Here is a 21,071-nt window from a genome sequence, read left to right as displayed (position 1 = left end):
TCGAGGCGGAAAGCTCGTTCGCGAAAGCGGGCGGATTTGGCGCTTCATGCTTGGCGCGAACGGTAGGGTAGGCTTATGTTCCCCATCGTTCCTTTTGACCCATCTGCCTTATCCGGCCGACGATCGTGTCCGCCGGGTCCGAAAGTCGTTTCATGACCGATGCCGCTCTCCGTTCGCCACCCTTCCGCTCGGTTCTGCCGGGAACGCCTGGGCTTCTGGCGCTCGCCGCCCTTCTTTTCGGCGCCCTGGCGCTCGGCTCGGTCTACGGTCCGCGCCAGGGTGCGCTCCTGCTGCTCGGCGGCGCGCTCGGCCTGACGCTCTACCATGCGGCCTTCGGCTTCACCTCGGCCTGGCGCGTCTTCATCCTCGAGCGCCGGGGGCGCGGCCTTCGCGCGCAGATGGCGATGCTGGCGCTCGCGGTCGTCCTGTTCTTTCCGGTTCTGGCGAGCGGAACCCTGTTCGGCCAGCTGGTTTCGGGCAGCGCCGCGCCCTTGTCGCTCGGCGTCCTGATTGGCGCCTTCATGTTCGGCATCGGCATGCAGATGGGCGGCGGTTGCGCGTCCGGCACCCTGTTCACGGCCGGCGGCGGCAACGCGCGCATGCTGGTGACGCTTCTGTTCTTCGTGATCGGCTCGGTCTGGGCGACCGTGCATTTCGACTGGTGGCAGGCGCTTCCCGCCCTCCCGCCGGTGTCGCTCGTCCAGACGTTCGGGCCTTGGGTTGGCATTCTCGTGTCGCTGGCGCTGTTTGCGGCGATCGCGGCCCTCACCGTCCTCTTCGAACGTCGCCGGCACGGCGCGCTGGAGCACGAGACGCCAAGTCCGAACGAAGGTTTCGCTCGCTTCGCGCGCGGGCCTTGGCCGCTCGTCGCCGGGGCGCTGGCGCTCGCCGTCCTCAACTTCGTGACGCTGGCGCTCGCCGGGCGCCCCTGGGGCGTCACCTCCGCCTTTGCGCTCTGGGGCGCCAAGGGCGCCGAGCTTCTGGGTCTCACGCCGTCGGCCTGGAGCTACTGGCAGACGCCGGCCAACGCCAAGGCGCTTTCGTCCAGCGTCTTTGCCGACGTCACCTCGGTCATGGACTTCGGCATCATCGGCGGCGCGATGCTGGCGGCCAGCCTTGCCGGCCGCTTCGCGCCCTCGCTGCGCATCCCCTTCCGTTCGCTCCTCGCGGCCGTCGTCGGGGGGCTGCTTCTGGGCTACGGCGCGCGCATCGCCTATGGCTGCAACATCGGCGCCTACTTCTCCGGCATCGCCTCCGGTTCGCTCCATGGCTGGCTGTGGCTGGTCGCGGCGTTCGCCGGCAACACGGTCGGCGTGCGCCTTCGCCCGTTCTTCTTCGGCGAAGCCCGGGGCGGGCGGATCGCGCGTGGCGACGGAGCCTGATCGCGCCTCGCGCCCACGCGAAACCCCATTCCCGTTTCCGGCGCAAAGCCTTATAGGGCGTCTCATGAGCCAGACGCCGCTATCCCGCATCCGCAACTTCTCCATCGTCGCCCATATCGACCATGGCAAATCGACGCTCGCCGACCGGCTGATCCAGCTCACCGGCGGGCTCGACGCGCGCGAGATGGCGGGCAAGGAACAAGTTCTCGATAACATGGATATCGAGAAGGAGCGCGGGATCACCATCAAGGCGCAGACCGTGCGCCTGCACTACAAGGCCGAGGACGGGGAAACCTACGTCCTCAACCTCATCGACACGCCGGGGCACGTCGACTTCGCCTACGAGGTGTCGCGCTCGCTGTCGGCCTGCGAGGGCGCGCTCCTCGTGGTGGACGCGGCGCAGGGCGTCGAGGCGCAGACGCTCGCCAACGTGTATCTGGCGCTCGACAACGATCTCGAGATCGTGCCCGTCCTCAACAAGATCGACCTGCCCGCCGCCGAGCCCGAAAAGGCCAAGGAGCAGATCGAGGAGGTCATCGGCATCGACGCGAGCCAAGCGGTGATGATCTCGGCGAAATCCGGTCTCGGCATCGAGGACGTGCTGGAAGCCATCGTCAAGCGCCTGCCCGCGCCGAAGACCGGCGACCGCGCGGCGCCCTTGAAGGCGATGCTGGTGGACTCGTGGTACGACGCCTATCTCGGCGTCGTGGTCCTCGTTCGCGTGATCGACGGTGAACTCAAGAAGGGCCAGACCATTCGCATGATGGGCACGGACGCCAAGTACCCCGTCGACCGGGTCGGCGTGTTCACGCCCAAGATGGTCAACTCGGAGGCGCTCGGGCCCGGCGAGATCGGCTTCATCACGGCCTCGATCAAGGAGGTTGCCGACACGCGCGTCGGCGACACGATCACCGAGGACAAGCGCCAGACGGCCGAGATGCTGCCGGGCTTCCAGCCGGCGCAGCCCGTCGTCTTCTGCGGCCTGTTCCCGACGGACGCCGCTGCCTTCGACGACCTGCGCGCCGCCATGGGCAAGCTTCGCCTCAACGACGCGAGCTTCTCCTTCGAAATGGAATCCTCGGCCGCCCTCGGCTTCGGCTTCCGCTGCGGTTTTCTCGGGCTCCTGCACCTCGAGATCATCCAAGAGCGTCTGAGCCGCGAGTTCGACCTCGACCTGATCGCGACCGCGCCATCCGTCGTCTACGAGATCCGGATGCGATCGGGCGAGACGGTGATGCTGCACAACCCGGCCGACATGCCGGACACGATGCAGATCGAGGCGATCTACGAGCCCTGGATCAAGGCGACGATCCTGACGCCTGACGATTATCTCGGCAACATTCTGACGCTGTGCCAGGAGCGGCGCGGCGTGCAGACCGATCTTTCCTATGTCGGCAAGCGCGCGATGGTCTCCTACGAACTGCCACTCAACGAGGTGGTGTTCGACTTCTACGACCGTTTGAAGTCGATCTCCAAGGGCTACGCCTCGTTCGACTACCAGCTCGCCGACTACCGCGAGGGCGACCTCGTGAAGCTTTCCGTGCTGGTCAACGCCGAGCCGGTGGACGCGCTTTCCATGCTGGTGCACCGGACGCAGGCCGAAAAGCGCGGGCGCGCCATGTGCGAGAAGCTCAAGGAGCTGATCCCGAACCACCTCTTCAAGATCCCGATCCAGGCAGCGATCGGCGGCAAGGTGATCGCACGCGAGACGATCTCGGCGCTGCGCAAGGACGTGACGGCCAAGTGCTACGGCGGCGACGCCAGCCGCAAGCGCAAGCTCCTCGACAAGCAGAAGGAGGGCAAGAAGCGCATGCGCCAGTTCGGCAAGGTCGACATCCCCCAGGAAGCCTTCATCGCCGCCCTGAAGATGGACAGCTGATATTTGTCGGCCGACCACGTCTGGACGGCTCATAGTTTCCTCGCGCCACCGGAGGGCGAGAGAGGAGGCATATGCATGCCCCTTGCCAGCCTTTGGCACGGCCTCCTCGTCGGCGTCGTTCTCGTCGGCTCCCAACAGGCAATGGCCGAGGACAAGCCCAAGCCGCCCATGTCGAAGGCGGAGTGGGCCCGCGCCGCGCGCACGGCCATCAACACCCCCTATCCCGATCTCGCGGGTTTCGCAGGGATCGGCGGCGACCCAACCGCCCGCGTCGAGATCTCGGTGAATCGGGACGGGTCGGTGCGGAGCGCAACGCTTCGACGCACCTCCGGGGCGTCCGTGCTCGACGAGGCGGCGCTGCGCATGGCGCGCACGGCGGACGACATTCCACCCTTTACTCCGGACATGACCAGCGAGACGGTGACGCTGGTCGCCCCCTTCGTCTTCCGCTTCCCGGCCAACGATCCCGCTCGTCCGGTTCGCTTGTTCGTGGACGCGGCGTCGGGCCTGCGCGTCGAGCTTCCAGCGCCCCTTTCCGTCCAGACGCCGAAGGAAGACGATTCCGGCAATCTCCTGGTGGACATCTCCGCCGACGGACTAAAGGCCGATGGGGATTTGGCACAGCCGGCCCGGATCTGCAACCTGACGATGGAACAGCGGGCGAAGACGGTACGGCCGGATCAGGCCGCATTGAACGAGCCTGCCAATATCGAAGCCGCAGCCGCGCGCGAAACCGATGCCATGCGCGAGCTCGGTTACGATGTCGTGGCGACGAGCGTTTCGGACCACGACGGCGCCCGGTTGGTCACGATCGAGAGCCGGGAAAGGGACCAGCCGACGGATGACGGATGGATCACCTTCAACCTGTTCTACGACCGACCGGAAGGAACGGTCTCGCTGATTTGCATGGCGGCGGACGATGAAGCGGATTCGGCGCGGCGCATCATCGGGCGTATCGTGCAAGGCACGAGCGTGATGCCCGAATGAGGCTAGGCAGCCGGAAGGCTCCGATCCCGTCCGGGAGATCGGAGCCCTTGCCAGCGCAAGGCTTCAGTTTTCCGAAAAGGCCCGGGCCATCGAGTCGCGCACGGGTTTCGAGATGTATTCGAAGAAGGTACGCTTGGCCGTCTGGATCAGGATCTCGGCGGGCATGCCGGGGGTCGGCGAGAAGCCGGGCACGCGGGCGATCTCCGAGACCGGGAGCTTGACGCGCGCCACATAGACCTCGCGCCCGTCCATATGCGTCGTATCGGGGATCGCGTCGGCCGAGACGTAGAACACCTCGCCGTTGAGAACCGGCGTGATGCGCTGGTTGAGCGCGGTCAGGCGCACGGTCGCGTGCTCGCCGACGCGCACGTTGTCGATGTCGGTACGCGGCACCTGCACCTCCAGGATCAGCGGCACGTCGGAGGGCAGGATCTCGAGGATCTGCTTGCCGCTCTCGATGACGCCCCCCGAGGTGTGGTAGAACATGCGCACCACCGTGCCGGTGACGGGCGCCTCGATCGTCGTGCGCTTCAGGACGCTTTCGGCCTGGCGCGACTGCTCGCGAATGGTGTCGAGCTCGGTTTCCGCCGTTTGGAGTTCGTCCAGGGCTGCCTGCTGGTAGGTTCGGCGCGCCTGGTCGATCTGCTGATCGTAGCGCGTCTGCTGGGCCTTGGTCTCGGCGGCTTCCGAATCGAGGCGCCCGACCTGGCCTTCCGCGTCGGCGATCGCGCGCTGGATCGTCTTGATCTCGGTGCCGCGCAGGAGCCCCATCTTCAGAAGCGTCGTCTTGCCCTGGTACTCCTCGTTGAGGAGGCCGAGTTGCCGGGTCAGCGAGTTCGACTGCAGTTCGTAGCCGCGGATGCGGAAATCGAGGGAGTCGATGTTCTGCTGGAACAGGGTGACGTCACTCTTCAGCTTGCCGAGCGAAGACTGGAAGTTGACGTCCTGGCTTTCGATGATCTCCGCGACGTCCGCGTCGCCCCGGTTCTTGTCGACGATGGCGGGCCAGGCGATGGTTTCGGCTCCGTGCGCCTCCGCCGTGAGACGCGCGACCACGGCCTCCAGCCGGGCGCGGCGCAGGAAGAGCTGTCGGTCGTTGGTGAGCGCGGAGGTCTCGTCCAGCTTGACGAGCGGCTGACCCTCGACCACGTGGTCGCCCTCGCTGACGAGAAGCGACTTGATGATGCCGCCCTCCAGATGCTGCACGATCTTGTTCTGACCCGTGGCGACGAAGGAGCCGGGCGCGACGATGGCGGCGGCCAGCGGCGCCGTGAAGGCCCAGGTGCCGAAGCCCCCGAACACGAGGAGAAGCAGGCCAAGCCCGATCCAGACCGGCTTGCGGATCGACCGGGGCACTTCGGCGAACCATTCGATGTCGTGGACCTTGGCGATATCGGAACTCATGCCCGTTTTCCCTACTGGATCTGCCCGAACGGCCCGCCGCCGTCGATGTTGAAGCCGCGCTCCGACAAGGCTTTCAGAACGTCCTGGCGCATGCCGAAGAGGCCGATCGTGCCGTTGTTGAGGACGAGGATCTTGTCGACGCTCTGAAGGAGCGCGGGGCGCTGGGTGATCGTGACCACCGTGATGCGCTGCGATTTGGCGTGGGCCAGCGCGCGGCCGAGGGCGGCGTCGCCTGCGCTGTCGAGGTTGGAGTTCGGCTCGTCGAGCACCACGAAGCGCGGATTGCCGAAGAAGGCGCGCGCCAGCGCGATGCGCTGCTTCTGGCCGCCCGACAGGGGCGCGCCGTCGGCGGCGACGAACGTCTCGTAGCCCTGCGCCAGCCCCGAGATCATCTCGTGGACGTCGGCCAGCATCGCCGCCTGATAGATGTCCTCGTCGGACGCGTCCTCGCGCATGCGGGCGATGTTGGCCTTGATCGAGGCGGGAAAGAGCTGCACGTCCTGCGGCAGGTAGCCGATGTTCTCGCCGAACTGGCGCTGGTCCCAGTTGCGCAGGTCCATGAGGTCGAGCCGTACGGCGCCGGATGTGGGCAGGATCGAGCCCACCAGCATCTTGCCGAGCGTCGTCTTGCCGGCGCCCGAATTGCCGATGATGGCGAGAGAGTCGCCGGGCTGGAGTTGGAAGCTGAGACCGTTCAGGACGACGCGCTTGGTGCCCTGGGGCACGAACAGGAGGCGCTCGACGTCGAGCCGGCCTTCCGGGCGCGGCAGGTTGAGGCGCTCGAAGTTAAGCGGCGAGTTCTTCAGAAGCGCTGAGATCCGGCCATAGGCGGCCTGCGACTGGACGAAGTGGTTCCAGCCCTCGATCGCGCCCTCGATCGGGGCGAGCGCGCGGCCGGCGATCACCGACGACGCGATCACCATGCCGCCCGTCAGGTGCCCTTCCAGCGAGAGGAACGAGCCCCAGCCGAGCATGCCGACCTGCGTCAGAAGGCGAAAGCCCTTGGAGAGCGCGGCGAACATGACGTTGCGGTCCTGCGCGACGACCTGCGCCTTCAGCGAGCCGGCCGTGTCGCGGCCCCAGATCTGCACGGCCTCGGGGATCATCGCCAGCGCGTTGATGATCTGGGAGTTGCGCGTCATCGAATCGAGATGGAGGTTGGCCTTGGTCTGCGCCGCGTTCGCCTCGCCGAAGGGCGCCTCCGTCGCCCGCTGGTTGAGAACGGTGAGAAGGAGGAGCACCAGCGCCGTGCCGACGACGATGAAGCCGAGATGGGGGTGGATCAGGAAGATCGCGACGACGAATAAAGGCGCCATCGGCGCGTCGAGAAAGGCCATCAGCGTGCCGCCTGTCAGAAACGAGCGCAGCTGCTGGAGATCGCCGAGGATCTGGTATTCGCGCCCGTTTCCGTGCAGCGAAGCGCGCGCGGCGGCGCTGAGGATCGGCGCACCGAGCTGGGCGGCGACCTCGACGGCCGTGCGCATCAGGATCAGGCGTCGGATGGCGTCGAAGATCGCCTGGAAGATCACCGCGCCGACGATCACCAGCGTCAGCATGACCAGCGTGTCGATCGAGCGCGAGGTGAGGACGCGGTCCGAGATCTGGAACAGGTAGATCGGGACGGCCAGAACCAGGATGTTGGTGGCCAGCGTGAAGAGGATCACGGCCAAAAGGTTGCGCTTGACGGCCTTGGCCGCCTTTTCGAGCGAGGCGTTGAAGTCCACCGGCCCGAGACGCTTGTGGAAGACGCCGTTGCCGCCGCCCCCTCCCCCGCCGCCGCCGCGTCGGCCGCCACCGCCTTCGCCATCAACCGGCCCGCCGCCCCCGGTCTTGCGCTCGGGCGCCTTCAAGGGTCCGGTGTCGGCGTCGATCGTCACCATGCCGGGCACGGCCTTGGCGGTCTTCATGTCGGCGCTCGGCGCCTCGGCCGCGGGTTCCTCGGGCGAGCGCATGGCGGGCGCCTCGGCGGCTTCCGGCGCGGCCGCGGCCTTGTCTTCGGCGGCCGCGGCCTGGCGAAGGCGCGCCACGGTCATGGCGATGTCTTCCAGCGAGCGCTCGATCGCCCGCTCCTTGTCTCGCTGGGCGCGCAGCGCGGAGGAGCGGCTCGGCGTCGCCGCCGGCTCAGGCGCGGCCTCGCCCGAGCTTTCGCTCGGCGGGTCCATGATGTCGTCCTCGGCCAGATGCCAGCCGTTCCCCCGGTCGTCGGTCATCTCAGTCCTCGTTTCAAGCCAGCATCGTGTGCATCACGTCGGGATGGGGTGCGTGGGCGGGTGCGTGCCCGTAGGGCGTGGGATGGCCGGCATGAGCATCGCCGCTTCCGCCCATCATGTCGTCGTGGAGAAACACCACGGCTTCGGACACGAGCGCCTGCGGGTCGCGTGCATGCGCCCACGGGTCGTTCGGCACGAACTCGGCTTGGACCAGCATTTCGTCGGAATAGGCGTGGCCGCCGACATAGGTCTTGGCGTAGCCGTCGACATCGACGACGCTCGCCACGTTGACCAGCGTGTTGGCGCCGGTGGAGACGGTCCAATGGGCGTCCGAATGGCTTTCCATCTGGTTGCGCGCGGCGACCACTTGGTCGCCGTCGCCGAGAACGTTGACCTGCTTCACGTATTGCAGGTTCACGACGTCGCCGGAGATGTAGAGGACGCGAAGGCCCGCAAGGTTGGCGAAAGCCGGGTCGGATAGAACACCCGAAGGCAGGCTATGCTTGCCGCCCTGGAAATCGGCCAGGGCCTTGGCATAGGCTTCGGGCATCGACGAGAAACGGTCCGCCGACCCGACTTGGACGATGTTGGCCTGGTTCCACAAAAGATTGCCGTGGCTGGCGACTGACCCGTCGCCGCTCGTCTGGAATCCCTTCGCCCCGGCCACGAGATCGTTGTCCATCAGAAGGTTCATCTGCTGGATCAGGTTGACGTCGTAGACGTTGCCGCCGACCACGATCAGGTCGTAGTAGAGTCCGAGTTCCTGAAGCGAGACCTGGTTGGAAGCGGCGTTGTCACCGAGCACCGCGGTGACCTTGGAGCCGAAGGCCGACATCACCGTGATGTCGTTGTCCACCAGGAAGGAGAATTGCTCGATCCAGTTGAGGATCACGAGATCGCCTTTGATCTCGGTGACCGCCCAGGCTGTGGGAAAGCTCGGATGGGGGTCGGGAGCGGCGAGTTTCGCGTCGTGCGAGGGGTCGATCCGCTTGAACTGGGCGATGTTGAAGCCGAGCGTCGGGTCGCCCTTGTCCTGAGCCCAACTGCCCAAATCCGAGCCGATGGAGTCGATATCGGTCCAGGCGTTGTACTGGATGATCGCATTGAGCTCGATATGGTCGCCGCCGACCGCCATCACGGCAGAAGCCAGCCATTCGTTGGACAGGCGCACCTCGTTGAGGAGGAGATTGTCGCCGGCCGTGATCTCCATATCGGAGGTGTGGCTGAGGCCCTCGGTGCGCATCGCATCACTATGGGCGGTGTGGCCGGCGTTGCGCTCGAAGCCGTCGTTCCGGGGGGCATCGGACGCAGGGTCCTCCGCGGTCTCCAGCGGCCGGTAGTGATCGTAGTCCGGCACCGCGTCGGCCTTGACGCCGTTGACGTAGATGCCGTCCAGCACGTGCGCCCGCTCGACGAAGGTCGTCAGGCCGTCGGCTTGCCTCGGCTGGAAATCGGCGAGCGCGTCCCGCGCCCGCTCGATCGTGTCGATCAGGGCGGGAACGCTTTCGGTTGAGAGCGACAGGTCGACGAGCGGGGACAGGTCGCTCGCCTCCACTAGAAGGTGATCGAGTTCGCCCGCCGAATCCAGCATCGAATGGACGAGCGTCAGCCCGTGGTTGCCGGCGCTCAAGAAATCGTCGTCGTGGAGTTGGATCGTCTGCACCACGATCGCGATCGCGGAGCCGGGCGGTTCGATCACGCCCACCGCGCTGCCGCCGAGCCCGCGGATGAAAGGATGCGCCTGCTCGGGCGCGTCGAGGGCGAGATGGCGCGTGAGATCGAGCGGGGGCACCTGCACGCTCGGCAGGTCCATCGAGAGCCGGGCTCTCGGGCCGCCCTCCACCGACCAGCCGGACGGGTCGTATTGGAGGCGGGGATAGAAGTCATCGAAGTCGTAGGACGTGTTGACGCGTGGGGTGACGGCTTCGTCGGGATCGGGGATGTGCTCGCGGTCGGGTACGGCTTGGAACTCGAGGAAGGCCTTGCGCATCCGCCCTTCTTCGATCGCCATGTTGAAGAGGCCGATGAAGTGGGCGATCGCTTCGCTGGTGCTGTCGAGGATCATGGCGTTTCCCCCGGATCACCCCCGTCGCACCCGGCGATGGGGATGGAATGGCGGGGCTGCGCGCATGGCGCGCGCAGCCCCTTCGCGTCGGGTCGATGCCGGACGATCAGTTGATGTCGTGGGCGTCGATCGTGTTGGAGTAGTCGTAGTCGTGTCCGACCGTGGTCATGTCGACCGAGTTGGTCTGGAGGTTGGCCCCCATGACGAAGGACGGGCTGAAGGAGTGCGAGAAGTCCTGCAGGGCGTCGGCCGTCGCGGTGGACACCGCTTCGAAGGTCGATTCGGCCCCGTTGCCCGAGCCCCAGCTTCCCGCCGCATCGCCGCCGGCCCCACCGTCGCCGATGGAAGCCCAGCCGCCGGCGCCACCGGCGCCCCCGTCTCCGCCCAGGCCCCAGCCGCCGTGGCCGGCACCGCCGTTGGCCCCGTCCGCCCAGGCGCCGCTGAGCGCCGTGTTGGTGGCATCGCCGACCGTTGCCGCTCCGCCGTCGGCGGCACCGCCGATGCCGTGGCCGGAATAGGCCGCCCCGCCATTGGCCGCTCCGCCATGGCCGCCGGCACCGCCGACCCCGTAGCCTTCGCCGTTGCCGCCGGCCGTCGCCGCGCCATGGCCGTAGCCCGCCGCGCCGCCGTTGGCCGCCCCGGTGCCGCCCGAGCCGCCGCCGTCGCCGTCGGTGGAGCCGATGGTCCCGGCCCCGCCCGTGTTGGAGCCGCCGGCACCGCCGCCGTCACCATCGCTGCCGGCACCGCCGCCCTTGCCGAGATTCACGAAGGAACCATAGGGCGGGATATAGCTGTCGATCCCGTCGCCGCCGAGCGCGTCGCCGCCGCTGCCGCCATGGGTGTGGACGCTGCCCGAATCGTTGCCGCCCGTCGACGTGTTGCCGCCGTGGCCGGCATTGCCGCTGTCGCCGCTCGTGCCGCCACTGGCATGGCCGCCGAGACCGAGGCCGACCGCGAGGCCCAGCCCGAGGCCGAGGCCCGTGCCGGCCGCGCCCGCACCGCCCGCACCACCGGTGCCCGTGCCGCCCGTCGCCGTGCCGCCCGTGCCCGATCCGCCCGCGCCGCCGGCGCTGGAGGCGTATCCGCCGAGGCCGAAGGCGTTGGCCGTGGAGCCGGCCTGGGTGCCGCCGCCGTTGCCCCCCTGCCCGTTGGCGCCCTGCCCGTTGGCGCCGTTCGCGCCGTTGCCGCCCGTAGAATAGGCGGTACCGCCGCTGCCGGCACCTGAGCCGCCGGCATGGATACCGTCGCCCGACGTGGCTTCGCCGCCATCGACGCTGCCCGACGAGTTTAACGTGCCGGTGAGGCTGAAGTCGTGGAGCTGGTCGTTGTCCTGCAGGTTGAGGTTCTGGCTGAGGACGTTGGTCGAGTTGTTGCCGTCGCCGAAGGTCGCCCCTTCCAGAACGTCGCCGATCTGGACGTTGAAGAGACCGTTGACGTTGGCGCCGCTGCCGATGTCGATATCGGCGAAGTCGTTGTCGGAAGGCGCGAGATCGAGCCCGGACAGGTCGATATTGGTCGACACATGCGTGGACACGTCGGTGTGCACGTCGTTGACGGCGACGTTCTTGGCGACGTTGGTCGCCAGGTTGGTCGCATCGTTCACGCTCGAGTTGCAGTTCTCGTTGGCGTTGGCATTCCCGTTGACGTTGCCGTTCAGGTTGCCGTTGATGTTCCCGTTCTCATTGCCGTTGACGTTGCCGTTCTCGTTTCCGTTGGCATTGCCGTTCGCGTTGCCGTTGGTGTTCGAGTTGGAATTGTCGTCCGTATCGCAATCGTCGCCTGTCGGCGGATCGATCGGGGGCTGCGGGTGAACCGGATCGGGATGGGGGGGATGCACGATCACCGGAGGGGTCGGCTCGCAGTCGTCGCCGTCCGGAATGCTGCCGTGATCGGTGTAGCCGTAACGTTCCATCGTCGTCTTCCTTCAAGAGGGCGACAACCCAGCCACTTTCATCTTTGACGTGGCCGTCAGCATCGCCAGGGTTTCGTTGCTACGTGTCTGCTTCATGCGATCGGACCGGTCGGCCTAGGGGACGAACGACGCAAAAGGTCCGCATGCGTTGCTTCAGGATGTTGACTCCTCGACTGAGCAGCGAAGGCTTCCCGTCTCGAACGACGCACGAGTTTGCTTCCGCGCCGCCCAACCGGTGCGGTCGCCTAGAACTTTGCGAAGCGGGAGAGATCGGACTTCTACTGCGGAACGAGAGGACGATGCTTGGAATTGACGTTAATGAAAAGTTAGCAATTCGATCTAGTCCAAGTTGGAGCGCGGCGCTCACGAGCGCGCATCTACGGCATCGCAAAACGGTTATATCGCAACGCAAGATGTCTTACGGCAGATCCAGCCAATATTCGTCGCCATATCGAGGTCGAACGAAATCCTCATGAAACATAGAAGGGTGTTTCATGGGCTATGATAGTCCATTCGGATTATATCGTATAACGCAAAGCCGCTATAACTTACGGGTGTAAGATCAGGATTTTCAGCTTCCGATACTGCAGCAGATAGGAAACGCGTCATGAGGGCCCCTGTCGATTCCCGTTCGTCTTCGGAACAGATCGCGAGCAATGCGACGCGAAGCCGGCGCACCTTAATGGTGGCGACCTCGAGCGAATTGTCCGATTCCCTCGTCCATGCGATCGAGCGGCAGTTCCCCTGGATCGAAGTCATCCAGGCAGGCGACCTTCATGCCGCCCATGCTGGATCGGGCGCGGCGGTCGCCTTCATGCTGGTGGAAAGCTCGCTGCTTCTGGAGCCGAGAGCCCAGATGTCGCTTCTTCACCAGGCGCATCCGACGGCGGTGTTCGCCATTCTTCAGGCCGAAACCTGCCCGGCCCTGCCTCTTCTGGAGCTCCTGTCCCTTTCCTTCGTTCGCGGCGTCCTGCCGATGGATCTGAAGCTCGACCTTTGGCTTTCCGTGCTGCAGGTCATCCTTCAGGGAGGGTGCTATGTCCCGCCCGCAATGATCCTCTCGCTTCGCGCGTCCCATGGCGAGGCGCCCCCGCCCGTGGCCGAACCCGGCGCGATCGAGCTTCGACGGCGGGGCCGGATCGGCGCGCTGACCGAACGCGAGTTCGAGATCCTGGAACTCGTGTCGCGCGGGCTTCAGAACAAGCTGATCGCCAGCCGCCTCAACCTGTCGGAGAACACGATCAAGATCCATCTCCACAACATCATCACCAAGCTCGGCGTGCACAACCGGACGCAGGCCGCCGGCCTTTTCCGCGACCACACCTCGGCGGCGCCGAGAACGATCGAGGGCGGCTTCCTCCTGCCCCAACGGCAATGAGCGCGCCTGCCCCCCGTCTGCAGGACATCCTTCTCCTGGTCGGCCAGCTCAACTATACCTGGACCAATACCGAGAGCCTCCTGATCTATCTGATCGCAGGCCTGGCGAAGGTGGACAAGGAAACGGCGATCGTCGTCTTCCTCACCTTGAACACGACGCGCGCGCGCATCGACCTCGTGGAGCGCCTCGCCAAGATGTCGGCCACCTCGGCGCCCTGCCGCAAGGACGTCCTGGCCATCACCGACCAGTTGCTCAAGCAAGGCAAGCTGCGCAACAAGTACAGCCACTGCATCTATTCGTTCGACGAGACCGGCAGCCGGGCGAGCACCCAGCTGATGCGCATCTTCGACGCCAAGGACTCGATCAAGTACGGCAAGGTGGACCCGTTGGACGGGGCCGAGATGCGCAACATCGCCGCCTCGATCGAAGCCATTCGCCAGTTGAACGAGGCCATCATGTCGATCGTGACGCGCTATCGCTTCCCGCATTGAAAACGGCAGGCCGGCTCAACTAGCGCGTTGTTTTTCCACGTCCATCCATCCTTCGAGCGATTGCGTGCGCGAAGCGGATATGAAATGGTTTCCACCGTGCAGCCGATCCGGCGCATGTCATCCGCGCACCAAAAAGGGGACGGGAGCGCATTTTTTCCCACTGGAGGAAGAAATGTACCTGTATCTCGACAAACTCGTCACGACCTTCGGCACGGTTCTTCTTGTGTCCACCGCCTTGTCCGGCGGGACCAGCCCGGCGAGGGCGCAGCAGAGCCTTCGCCCCACCTTGAGCGCCGCGCAATGCCAGCCGCTGACGCGGGGCAACTTCGCGCTCTGCTGCGTGGCCGCCAACCGGAGCCGCATCCTGACCCCGGCCCAGGTCGCGCAATGCCCCCCGATCACCACGAGCCTGATCGCGCGCACGGTTCCCGGCCAGGAAACCAACGGCACGCGCAACTCCAACGAGGGGCGGCGCGGCCTCGGCCGCGAGGCCTCGCGGGGCAACGGCAACACGGGAGGTAACACGGGCGGGAACACCGGCAACGGTGGAAACAATCCCGGCAACGGCGGCAACACCGGCGACGGCGGCAACAATCCGGGTGACAACAACCCGGGTGGCGGAAGCCCTGGAGGGGGCAATCCGGGCGGGGGGAGCCCCGGGGGAGGCAATCCAGGCGGGGGCAACCCTGGCGGCGGAAACCCTGGGGGTGGGAACCCCGGCGGCGGAAACCATGGCGGGGGTAACGGTGGAAACGGTGGCAACGGAGGGGGTGCCGGCGGCGGCGGCGGAGGAACGGGCGGCGGCGGTTCCGGCAACGGCGGCTCGGGCGGTAATGGTGGCAACGGCGGAGGCGCCAGCGGCTCGGGCGGCTCGGCTGGGTCCGGCGGCGGCGGCTCGGGAAGCGGTAGTTCGGGCGGCGGCTCGGGCGGCAACGGAGGCAACGGCGGCGGTGCCAACGGCTCCGGTGGCTCGGCCGGATCCGGCGGCGGCGGCTCGGGCAGCGGGAGTTCGGGCGGCGGTGGCTCCGGCGGTTCGGGCGGCAACGGCGGCGGTGCGAGCGGCGCGGGCGGCGCGGGCGGCAGTGGAGGCGGCTCGGGCGGCGGCGGTTCGGGCGGAGCCGGAGGTGCCGGCGGTTCCTGACGCCCCTAACGATCGGGCCACGAAGAACGATGGGGCGGCGCAAGCCGTCCCGTTGCTGTGAGAGGCGAATTCGAACCTTTGCCTTTAGCTTGCCGCAAGGCCTTGCCTATACCCTCGGCCGAACGGAAGCTTGAGGGGTTTCGAAGACCTTGCGCCCAATCGTCTGGATGCTGCTCGGCAGCGCATGTCTGACCGGCTGCTCGGCCACCGGCTCGTCCATGACGGCCATGTCGACCAACGGTAGCGCTTTCGCCCCGCCCGCCTTCTACGAATTTTGCGAGCGCGACGCGCGGCTGTGCGCATCGAGCGGACCGCAGAAGAAGGTCGAACTCACCCCGGCCCGCCTCGCCGCGATGCGGGACGTCAACGCGCGGATCAACGCCCGCGTCCATCAGGTCGACGACGCACCGTCCAAGGGCGACGTCTGGCGCGCAGCGGGCGGCAGCGGGGATTGCGAGGACATCGCCATCGCCAAGAAGAAGAGCCTCATCGCGCTCGGCTTCCCGGCCTCGACCCTCCTCCTGACGGTGGTGCAGCCGCGCTTCTCCGAGGCCGGCCACACGGTTCTCACCGTTCGCACCAGCGAAGGCGACTACGTCCTCGACAGCCTGTCCCCCGCCGTCCGGCTTTGGAACCGGACGCCCTACCGTTTCTTCGCCCGCCAGTCGCAGGAGCAGCACGGCGAGTGGGAGCGCATCGGCTGAATTGATGCTCCGCGCCCGGGGCAACCGGTCGGACTTGGCCCGACGGGCTCGTCCCCTCGCGCAATCTTCGGTTCTATATTTCGCGTCTCGGGTACGAGCGTATGGTTTTGTTTACCACCCGGAAATGAACTCGGGGTTACCTCCCTTGAAACGAGTTGCGGCCGACCGTGCCTCGAAATCATCGTGAAGAGGTGCCCCTTGTCCATCTCCGTATTTCGAGGCTCGCTCGGCGCCCAGAAGCAGATGGCGCTCGACGAACTCGCCACCAACGTGATGCTCGCCGACAAGGATCTTCGGATCACCTTCGTCAACAAGACGCTGATCGCGCTCCTCGGCGAAGCCGAGGCCGACCTTCGCAAGGAACTGCCGGCCTTCAAGGTGGCCGATCTCGTCGGCAGCTCGATCGACATCTTCCACAAGCACCCGGCGCATCAGCGCAAACTCCTCGAAACGCTGGAAAAGCCCTATCGAGCCACGATCCGCGTCGGCGACTGGGTGTTCGACCTCCTCGTCACGCCCTTGCGCGAGCGCGGCCGCATCACCGGCTTCGGCGTGGAATGGGCCAATGCCAAGGAGCGCCTCGCCAACATCGACTATTCCGCCCAGATCGCCGCGATCCACCGCTCGCAACTGGTGATCGAGTTCCGGGTCGACGGCACGATCGCGGCCGTCAACGACAACTTCCTTCAAGCCACCGGCTATGCCCGAAGCGAGCTGATTGGGCGCAACCATTCGATCCTCGTCGGCGCGCAGGAGCGCGCGGGCGCCGCTTACGCCGAATTCTGGGAGGCGCTGCGCGCCGGGCGCTTCCAGGCCTCGGAGTTCCGCCGCGTCGCCAAGGACGGCTCGGACCTCTGGATCCAAGGCTCCTACAATCCGATCCTCGACGCGAACGGCAAGGTCGCCAAGATCGTCCAGTTCGCGACCGATGTGACGACGCGCGTCCAGGCCGTGTCGCGCGTCGGCTCGGCGCTCGGCGCGCTCGCCAACGGCCAGCTCGACCGCGAGATCGGCGAGGCGCTGACGCCCGAACTCGACCAGCTGCGCATCGACTACAACGAGGCGCGCACGACGCTCTGCGAGACGATCCAGGAGGTGCAGGGCGCCTCGACGCGCATTTCGGAGCGGATGACCGAGATCTCGATGGCCGCGAACGACCTGTCGCAGCGCACCGAGCAGCAGGCGGCAGCGCTCGAGGAAACGGTCGCGGCCATCTCGCAGGTGACGCAAGGGGTCAAGGAAACCACGAGCGAGGCGGGCCGCGCGCAGGCGACGGCTGCCGCCGCCCTCTCCAACGCGCAGCGCGGCGAGGAGATCGTCGCCGCCGCGATCGAGGCGATGAACGCCATCAAGGGATCCTCGCAGAAGATCGGCAAGATCATCGGCGTCATCGACGACATCGCCTTCCAGACCAACCTCCTGGCGCTGAACGCAGGCGTCGAGGCCGCGCGCGCCGGAGAAGCCGGCAAGGGTTTCGCGGTTGTTGCGCAGGAGGTCCGCGGCCTTGCCCAGCGCTCGGCGGAAGCTGCCAAGGAAATCAAGGACCTGATCAGCCGCTCCTCGGCGCAGGTCGACGGCGGCGTCGATCTCGTATCCTCGTCGGGCCGATCGATCCAGGAGATCGTCGGGCAGGTGGGAGAGATGAACCGCGTCATCAGCCTGATCGCGCAATCCGCGCGCGACCAGTCGGTCAGCCTGTCCGAGGTCGCCACCGCGGCGAACCAGGTCGACAAGGTCACCCAGCAGAACGCCGCGATGGTGGAACAAACGACCGCCGCCACGCGCGATCTCCTCGGCGAAACCGCCGAGCTCACCCAGCGCATGGCCCGCTTCGAGACCGGCTCGCGCCCGGGGGCCAAGACCGCCCTGTCGATCGGCGGGGGCAAGGGGCGCACCGCCGTTTCCATGCGCTACGCGTCCTGAGCCGAACCGGCAAGACGGATCTTTCCAACGGCTCGGGGATGGGCTAGAGCGGCCGCCCCGAACCTTGAGCGCCCATCCATGCCGCACCGCCTCCCACGAGGCGGCTTGCGGCATTCGCTTTGCTGAAAGCCGCAAGCCCCATGCCCGTATCCTTCCCCGGTCTCGACTTCGGCACGACCAATTCCACCCTGTCGCTCTGCTCTCCCGGCCAGAAGCCCCGCCTCCTGCCGGTCGAGGGCGAGCACCTGACGATCCCTTCCGCCCTTTTCTTCTCGCTGGAGGACGGCAACACCTATTTCGGACGCCGCGCCGTGTTCGAATACGTGGATGGAGCCGAGGGCCGCTTCATGCGCGCGCTCAAAAGCATCCTCGGCTCCTCCCTGATGCGCGAGACCACGCAGGTCGGGCGCGAGCGCATGAGCTTCGAGGCGCTGATCGGCCGCTTCCTGCGCAACATGCGCGAAACGCTGGAGCGCGAAACCGGAGAGGCGGTCGATCGCATCGTGCTCGGCCGCCCCGTGCGCTTCGTGGACGAAAGCGACGAGGCCGACCGCGAGGCGGAGAACCAGCTGGCGTCGGCCGCGCGCGCGCAAGGCTTCGCCCATGTCGAGTTCCAGTACGAGCCGGTCGCCGCCGCGCTCTACTTCGAGAGCGAGATGAACTCCGAGCAGCTGGCGCTGGTGGTCGACATCGGCGGCGGTACCTCGGACTTCTCGATCCTGCGCCTCAGCCCGGAGCGGGCCGAGGCCCCGGATCGCTCGGGCGATATTCTCGGCACCGCGGGCGTCCATGTCGGGGGCACCGATTTCGACCGCCTTCTCAACATCGCCAGCATGCAGCCGCTGCTCGGGCTGGGCTCCACCACCGGCGACGGCAAGCGCCGCCTGCCGGTCTGGTACTTCAACGACATGGCGACCTGGCACCGGATCAATACGCTGTATACGCCCAAGGTCCTCGCCGACATCCGCGCCCTTCGGAAAGAGGCCGCCGAGCCGGAAAAGCTCGACCGGATGGAGCACATGCTGCGCCACCGCTCCGGCCATCGGCTGGCCGGCGCGGTCGAGCGCGGCAAGATCGCGCTGACGGCAAGCGACGACACCACGATCATGCTGGAGGAACCCGGCCTGTCCCTCGCCGCGCCGGTGACGCGGGCCGAGTTCGAAACGGCGACGGCCGAACTCGTGTCGCGCATCGAAGGGGCGATCGATTCAGCGCTCCAGCTCGCCGGCATCGGGGCGGACGCGGTGGAAACCGTGATCCTGACCGGCGGCGGCGCGCAGGTGCCCGCCGTTTCGCGCGCCGCCACGCGGCGTTTTCCGGGCGCGCGCGTCGCCCTGTCGGACGCTTTCGGCTCCGTCGGGCTCGGCCTCGGGCTCGACGCCGCCCGCCGTTTCGCCTGACGGGTTGGCGAACGGGCCGGCGGCCTGTATCCCGGAACGACACGACACGCCACGACGATTCCGGGAGTTCGCCGATGACCGCCCTCACCCTCGACCAAGCCCGCCGCATCGTGGAGGCCGCCCGCGCCAAAGGGCGCGAGTTGGGCCTGAAGCCGCTGACGGTCGCGGTTCTCGATGCCGGCGGCGACCTTCTGGCGTTGGAGCGCGAGGACGGCGCGGCGCCCATGCGCCCGGCCATCGCCATCGGCAAGGCCAACGGCGCGGTCCAGATGGGCCTCGGCTCGCGCGCGCTGGGCAAGCGCGCCGAGGAGCAGCCCTATTTCATCCAGTCTATGAACGCACTCGCCGGGGGCTCGCTCGTTCCCGTGCCGGGCGGCGTCCTCGTCCGCTCCGAAGGCAAGGTCGTCGGCGCGGTCGGCATCACCGGCGACACGTCCGACAACGACGAGACGGCGGCGGTTGCCGGCATCGAGGCGGTCGGGCTCGTCGCCGACAAGGGCTGACCCTTCGATCCCATGACGCCCGTCCCGAGACGGCATGGCGTTCTGCCGGCCGCTCCGCTTTCGGCATGGCGTTTCTTGCAAGCGGGAAGCGCGATCGTCACATTGCGCTCCTGACCGCACCTACGAATCCAGCTCGAAGGCACGCCCCATGCCGACCCCGACCGAACCGGCGGATCACGAGGCCGCCCCGGCCTCCCTCCGCCCGCAGCGGATGGGCGAGCTGGCGACGCTGCCCGTGTTCTTCGACCTCAAGACCCGGCGCGCCGTCATGGCGGGCGGCTCGGACGCCGCCGCCTGGAAGGCCGAACTCCTTCTGGTGTCGGGTGCCCATGTCGACCTCTACTGCCCGCGCGCCGAGATCGGCGAGGAAATGGAGAGCGTCCTCGCCCTCCGCCCGCCCGAAGGCCGGATCCGCCACCACGACCGCCCCTGGGGGGAGGATGTCTTCCGCAACGCGGCGATCGCCGTCGCCGACTGCGAGACGCAGGCGGAAGCGCAGGCCTTCTTCTGCGCCGCGCGCGCCAACGGCGTGCCGGTCAACGTCATCGACAAGCCTGCCTTCTGCCAGTTCCGCTTCGGCACGATCGTCAATCGCTCGCCGGTGGTAGTCGGCATTTCCACCGACGGCGCGGCGCCCATTCTCGGCCAGGCGATCCGCCGACGCATCGAGACCCTCCTGCCGGCGACGCTGACGGCCTGGGCGAAGCTCGCCGCGCGCGTGCGCGCCGAGGTGATGGACAAGCTCCAGCCGGGCCCGGCCCGCCGCGCCTTCTGGGAGCGCTTTTCCGACCACGCTTTCACCATCCGCGCACCGGACGAAGCGGCGGAAGCCGACGCGCGCCGGTTCCTGCGCGAGCTCGCCAACCGGCCGCAGGCGGGCGGGCGCGTGACCCTGGTGGGCGCGGGTCCCGGCGATGCCGAGCTTCTGACGCTGAAGGCGGTGCGTGCGCTTCAGGCCGCGGACGTCATCCTCTTCGACGATCTCGTGTCCGACGACATTCTGGAGCTCGCCCGCCGCGAGGCCAAGCGCATGCTGGTCGGCAAGCGCGCCCGGCGCGAAAGCTGCAGCCAAGCCGACATCAACGCGATGATGGTGCAGTTCGCCAAGGCGGGAAAGCACGTGGTGCGTCTGAAGTCGGGCGACGTCTCGGTGTTCGGCCGCTCGGGCGAGGAGATCGCCGAGCTGCGCGCTCAGAGGATCCCCGTCGCCATCGTGCCGGGCATCACGGCGGCTTCCGCGCTTGCCGCGGGTTTTGGCGTATCGCTGACGCACCGCGACGTTTCGCAGGCCGTGCGCTTCGTCACCGCCCACAGCCAGAAGGGCGACCTGCCCGACGAGATGGACTGGCGCGCGCTCGCCGACGACCACGCCACCACGATCTTCTATATGGGCGGGCGGATGGCCCCCCGCATTTCCGAGCGGCTGCAGGCCGAAGGATTGAGCGCCGATACGCCGGTGGCGATCGCCGCCGCGATCTCGCGGCCCGACGAGATCCGCGTCGTCGGCGCCTTGAAGGATCTGGCCGCCCTCGTCGCGCATGTCGGCATCGAGCGACCGATCCTGATCGGCGTCGGGCGCGTCTTCGCCGATGTCGAGCCCCTGGCCCTGGAAGGCTTCGAGCCCGATCGGGACGACGCCCCTCGCCAAACCTCGCGGCTTCAGGCAAAGGCGGGTTGACAGCCGGGCGCGAA

General features: G+C 67.3%; 15 protein-coding genes. 11 read left to right on the top strand and 4 right to left on the bottom strand.

Annotated features, from left to right (window positions below; translation table 11 throughout):
* Positions 1-152: 152 nt before the first annotated feature.
* From H7A85_RS17740 to H7A85_RS17730, 3 genes are all read left to right on the top strand, one after another.
* Positions 153-1,382, top strand: a complete 1,230-nt coding sequence (locus H7A85_RS17740; protein ID WP_182087302.1) for a YeeE/YedE family protein — start codon at positions 153-155, stop codon at positions 1,380-1,382.
* Positions 1,383-1,446: 64 nt separating this feature from the next.
* Positions 1,447-3,261 carry a translation elongation factor 4 gene (gene lepA, locus H7A85_RS17735; protein ID WP_182087301.1) on the top strand — a complete coding sequence of 605 codons (1,815 nt, stop codon included), beginning with the start codon at positions 1,447-1,449 and terminating at the stop codon, positions 3,259-3,261.
* Between the two features lie 75 nt (positions 3,262-3,336).
* On the top strand, positions 3,337-4,248 hold the full coding sequence (locus H7A85_RS17730; protein ID WP_182087300.1) for an energy transducer TonB: 912 nt from the start codon (positions 3,337-3,339) through the stop codon (positions 4,246-4,248).
* Positions 4,249-4,311: 63 nt separating this feature from the next.
* On the opposite strand, the gene H7A85_RS17725 is transcribed toward H7A85_RS17730, so the two are convergent.
* From H7A85_RS17725 to H7A85_RS17710, 4 genes are all read right to left on the bottom strand, one after another.
* Positions 4,312-5,652, bottom strand: coding sequence for an HlyD family type I secretion periplasmic adaptor subunit (locus H7A85_RS17725; RefSeq protein WP_182087299.1), 1,341 nt, complete (start codon positions 5,650-5,652; stop codon positions 4,312-4,314).
* Between the two features lie 11 nt (positions 5,653-5,663).
* Complete coding sequence (locus H7A85_RS17720; protein WP_244631261.1) at positions 5,664-7,862, bottom strand: type I secretion system permease/ATPase; 2,199 nt, start codon at positions 7,860-7,862, stop codon at positions 5,664-5,666.
* A gap of 13 nt (positions 7,863-7,875) precedes the next feature.
* Complete coding sequence (locus H7A85_RS17715) at positions 7,876-9,927, bottom strand: type I secretion protein (protein ID WP_182087298.1); 2,052 nt, start codon at positions 9,925-9,927, stop codon at positions 7,876-7,878.
* A gap of 106 nt (positions 9,928-10,033) precedes the next feature.
* A complete protein-coding gene (locus H7A85_RS17710) occupies positions 10,034-11,839 on the bottom strand; it encodes a hypothetical protein (RefSeq protein WP_182087297.1) in 1,806 nt (601 codons plus the stop codon).
* A gap of 682 nt (positions 11,840-12,521) precedes the next feature.
* On the opposite strand from H7A85_RS17710, the gene H7A85_RS17705 reads away from it, so the two are divergent.
* From H7A85_RS17705 to cysG, 8 genes are all read left to right on the top strand, one after another.
* Positions 12,522-13,217 carry a response regulator transcription factor gene (locus tag H7A85_RS17705; protein ID WP_182087296.1) on the top strand — a complete coding sequence of 232 codons (696 nt, stop codon included), beginning with the start codon at positions 12,522-12,524 and terminating at the stop codon, positions 13,215-13,217.
* Positions 13,214-13,708 (top strand): hypothetical protein, encoded by a 495-nt coding sequence (locus H7A85_RS17700; RefSeq protein WP_182087295.1) that lies wholly within the window; start codon positions 13,214-13,216, stop codon positions 13,706-13,708. Before H7A85_RS17705 ends, H7A85_RS17700 begins: the two co-directional genes overlap by 4 nt.
* A gap of 172 nt (positions 13,709-13,880) precedes the next feature.
* Positions 13,881-14,849 (top strand): hypothetical protein, encoded by a 969-nt coding sequence (locus tag H7A85_RS17695; RefSeq protein WP_182087294.1) that lies wholly within the window; start codon positions 13,881-13,883, stop codon positions 14,847-14,849.
* A gap of 149 nt (positions 14,850-14,998) precedes the next feature.
* Complete coding sequence (locus tag H7A85_RS17690; RefSeq protein WP_244631260.1) at positions 14,999-15,553, top strand: transglutaminase-like cysteine peptidase; 555 nt, start codon at positions 14,999-15,001, stop codon at positions 15,551-15,553.
* A gap of 198 nt (positions 15,554-15,751) precedes the next feature.
* Positions 15,752-17,476 carry a methyl-accepting chemotaxis protein gene (locus tag H7A85_RS17685; RefSeq protein ID WP_244631259.1) on the top strand — a complete coding sequence of 575 codons (1,725 nt, stop codon included), beginning with the start codon at positions 15,752-15,754 and terminating at the stop codon, positions 17,474-17,476.
* 140 nt (positions 17,477-17,616) lie between these two features.
* A complete protein-coding gene (locus tag H7A85_RS17680; protein WP_182087293.1) occupies positions 17,617-18,876 on the top strand; it encodes an Hsp70 family protein in 1,260 nt (419 codons plus the stop codon).
* Positions 18,877-18,950: 74 nt separating this feature from the next.
* On the top strand, positions 18,951-19,379 hold the full coding sequence (locus tag H7A85_RS17675) for a heme-binding protein (protein ID WP_182087292.1): 429 nt from the start codon (positions 18,951-18,953) through the stop codon (positions 19,377-19,379).
* A gap of 148 nt (positions 19,380-19,527) precedes the next feature.
* Complete coding sequence (gene cysG / locus H7A85_RS17670) at positions 19,528-21,057, top strand: siroheme synthase CysG (RefSeq protein WP_244631258.1); 1,530 nt, start codon at positions 19,528-19,530, stop codon at positions 21,055-21,057.
* The last annotated feature ends 14 nt before the right edge of the window (positions 21,058-21,071 follow it).

The sequence above is a fragment of the Aureimonas sp. ME7 genome (assembly GCF_903970965.1).
Lineage (GTDB): Bacteria > Pseudomonadota > Alphaproteobacteria > Rhizobiales > Rhizobiaceae > Aureimonas.
Note: the sequence above shows the minus strand (reverse complement) of the source record. Positions and strands in the feature narration are given on the sequence as shown.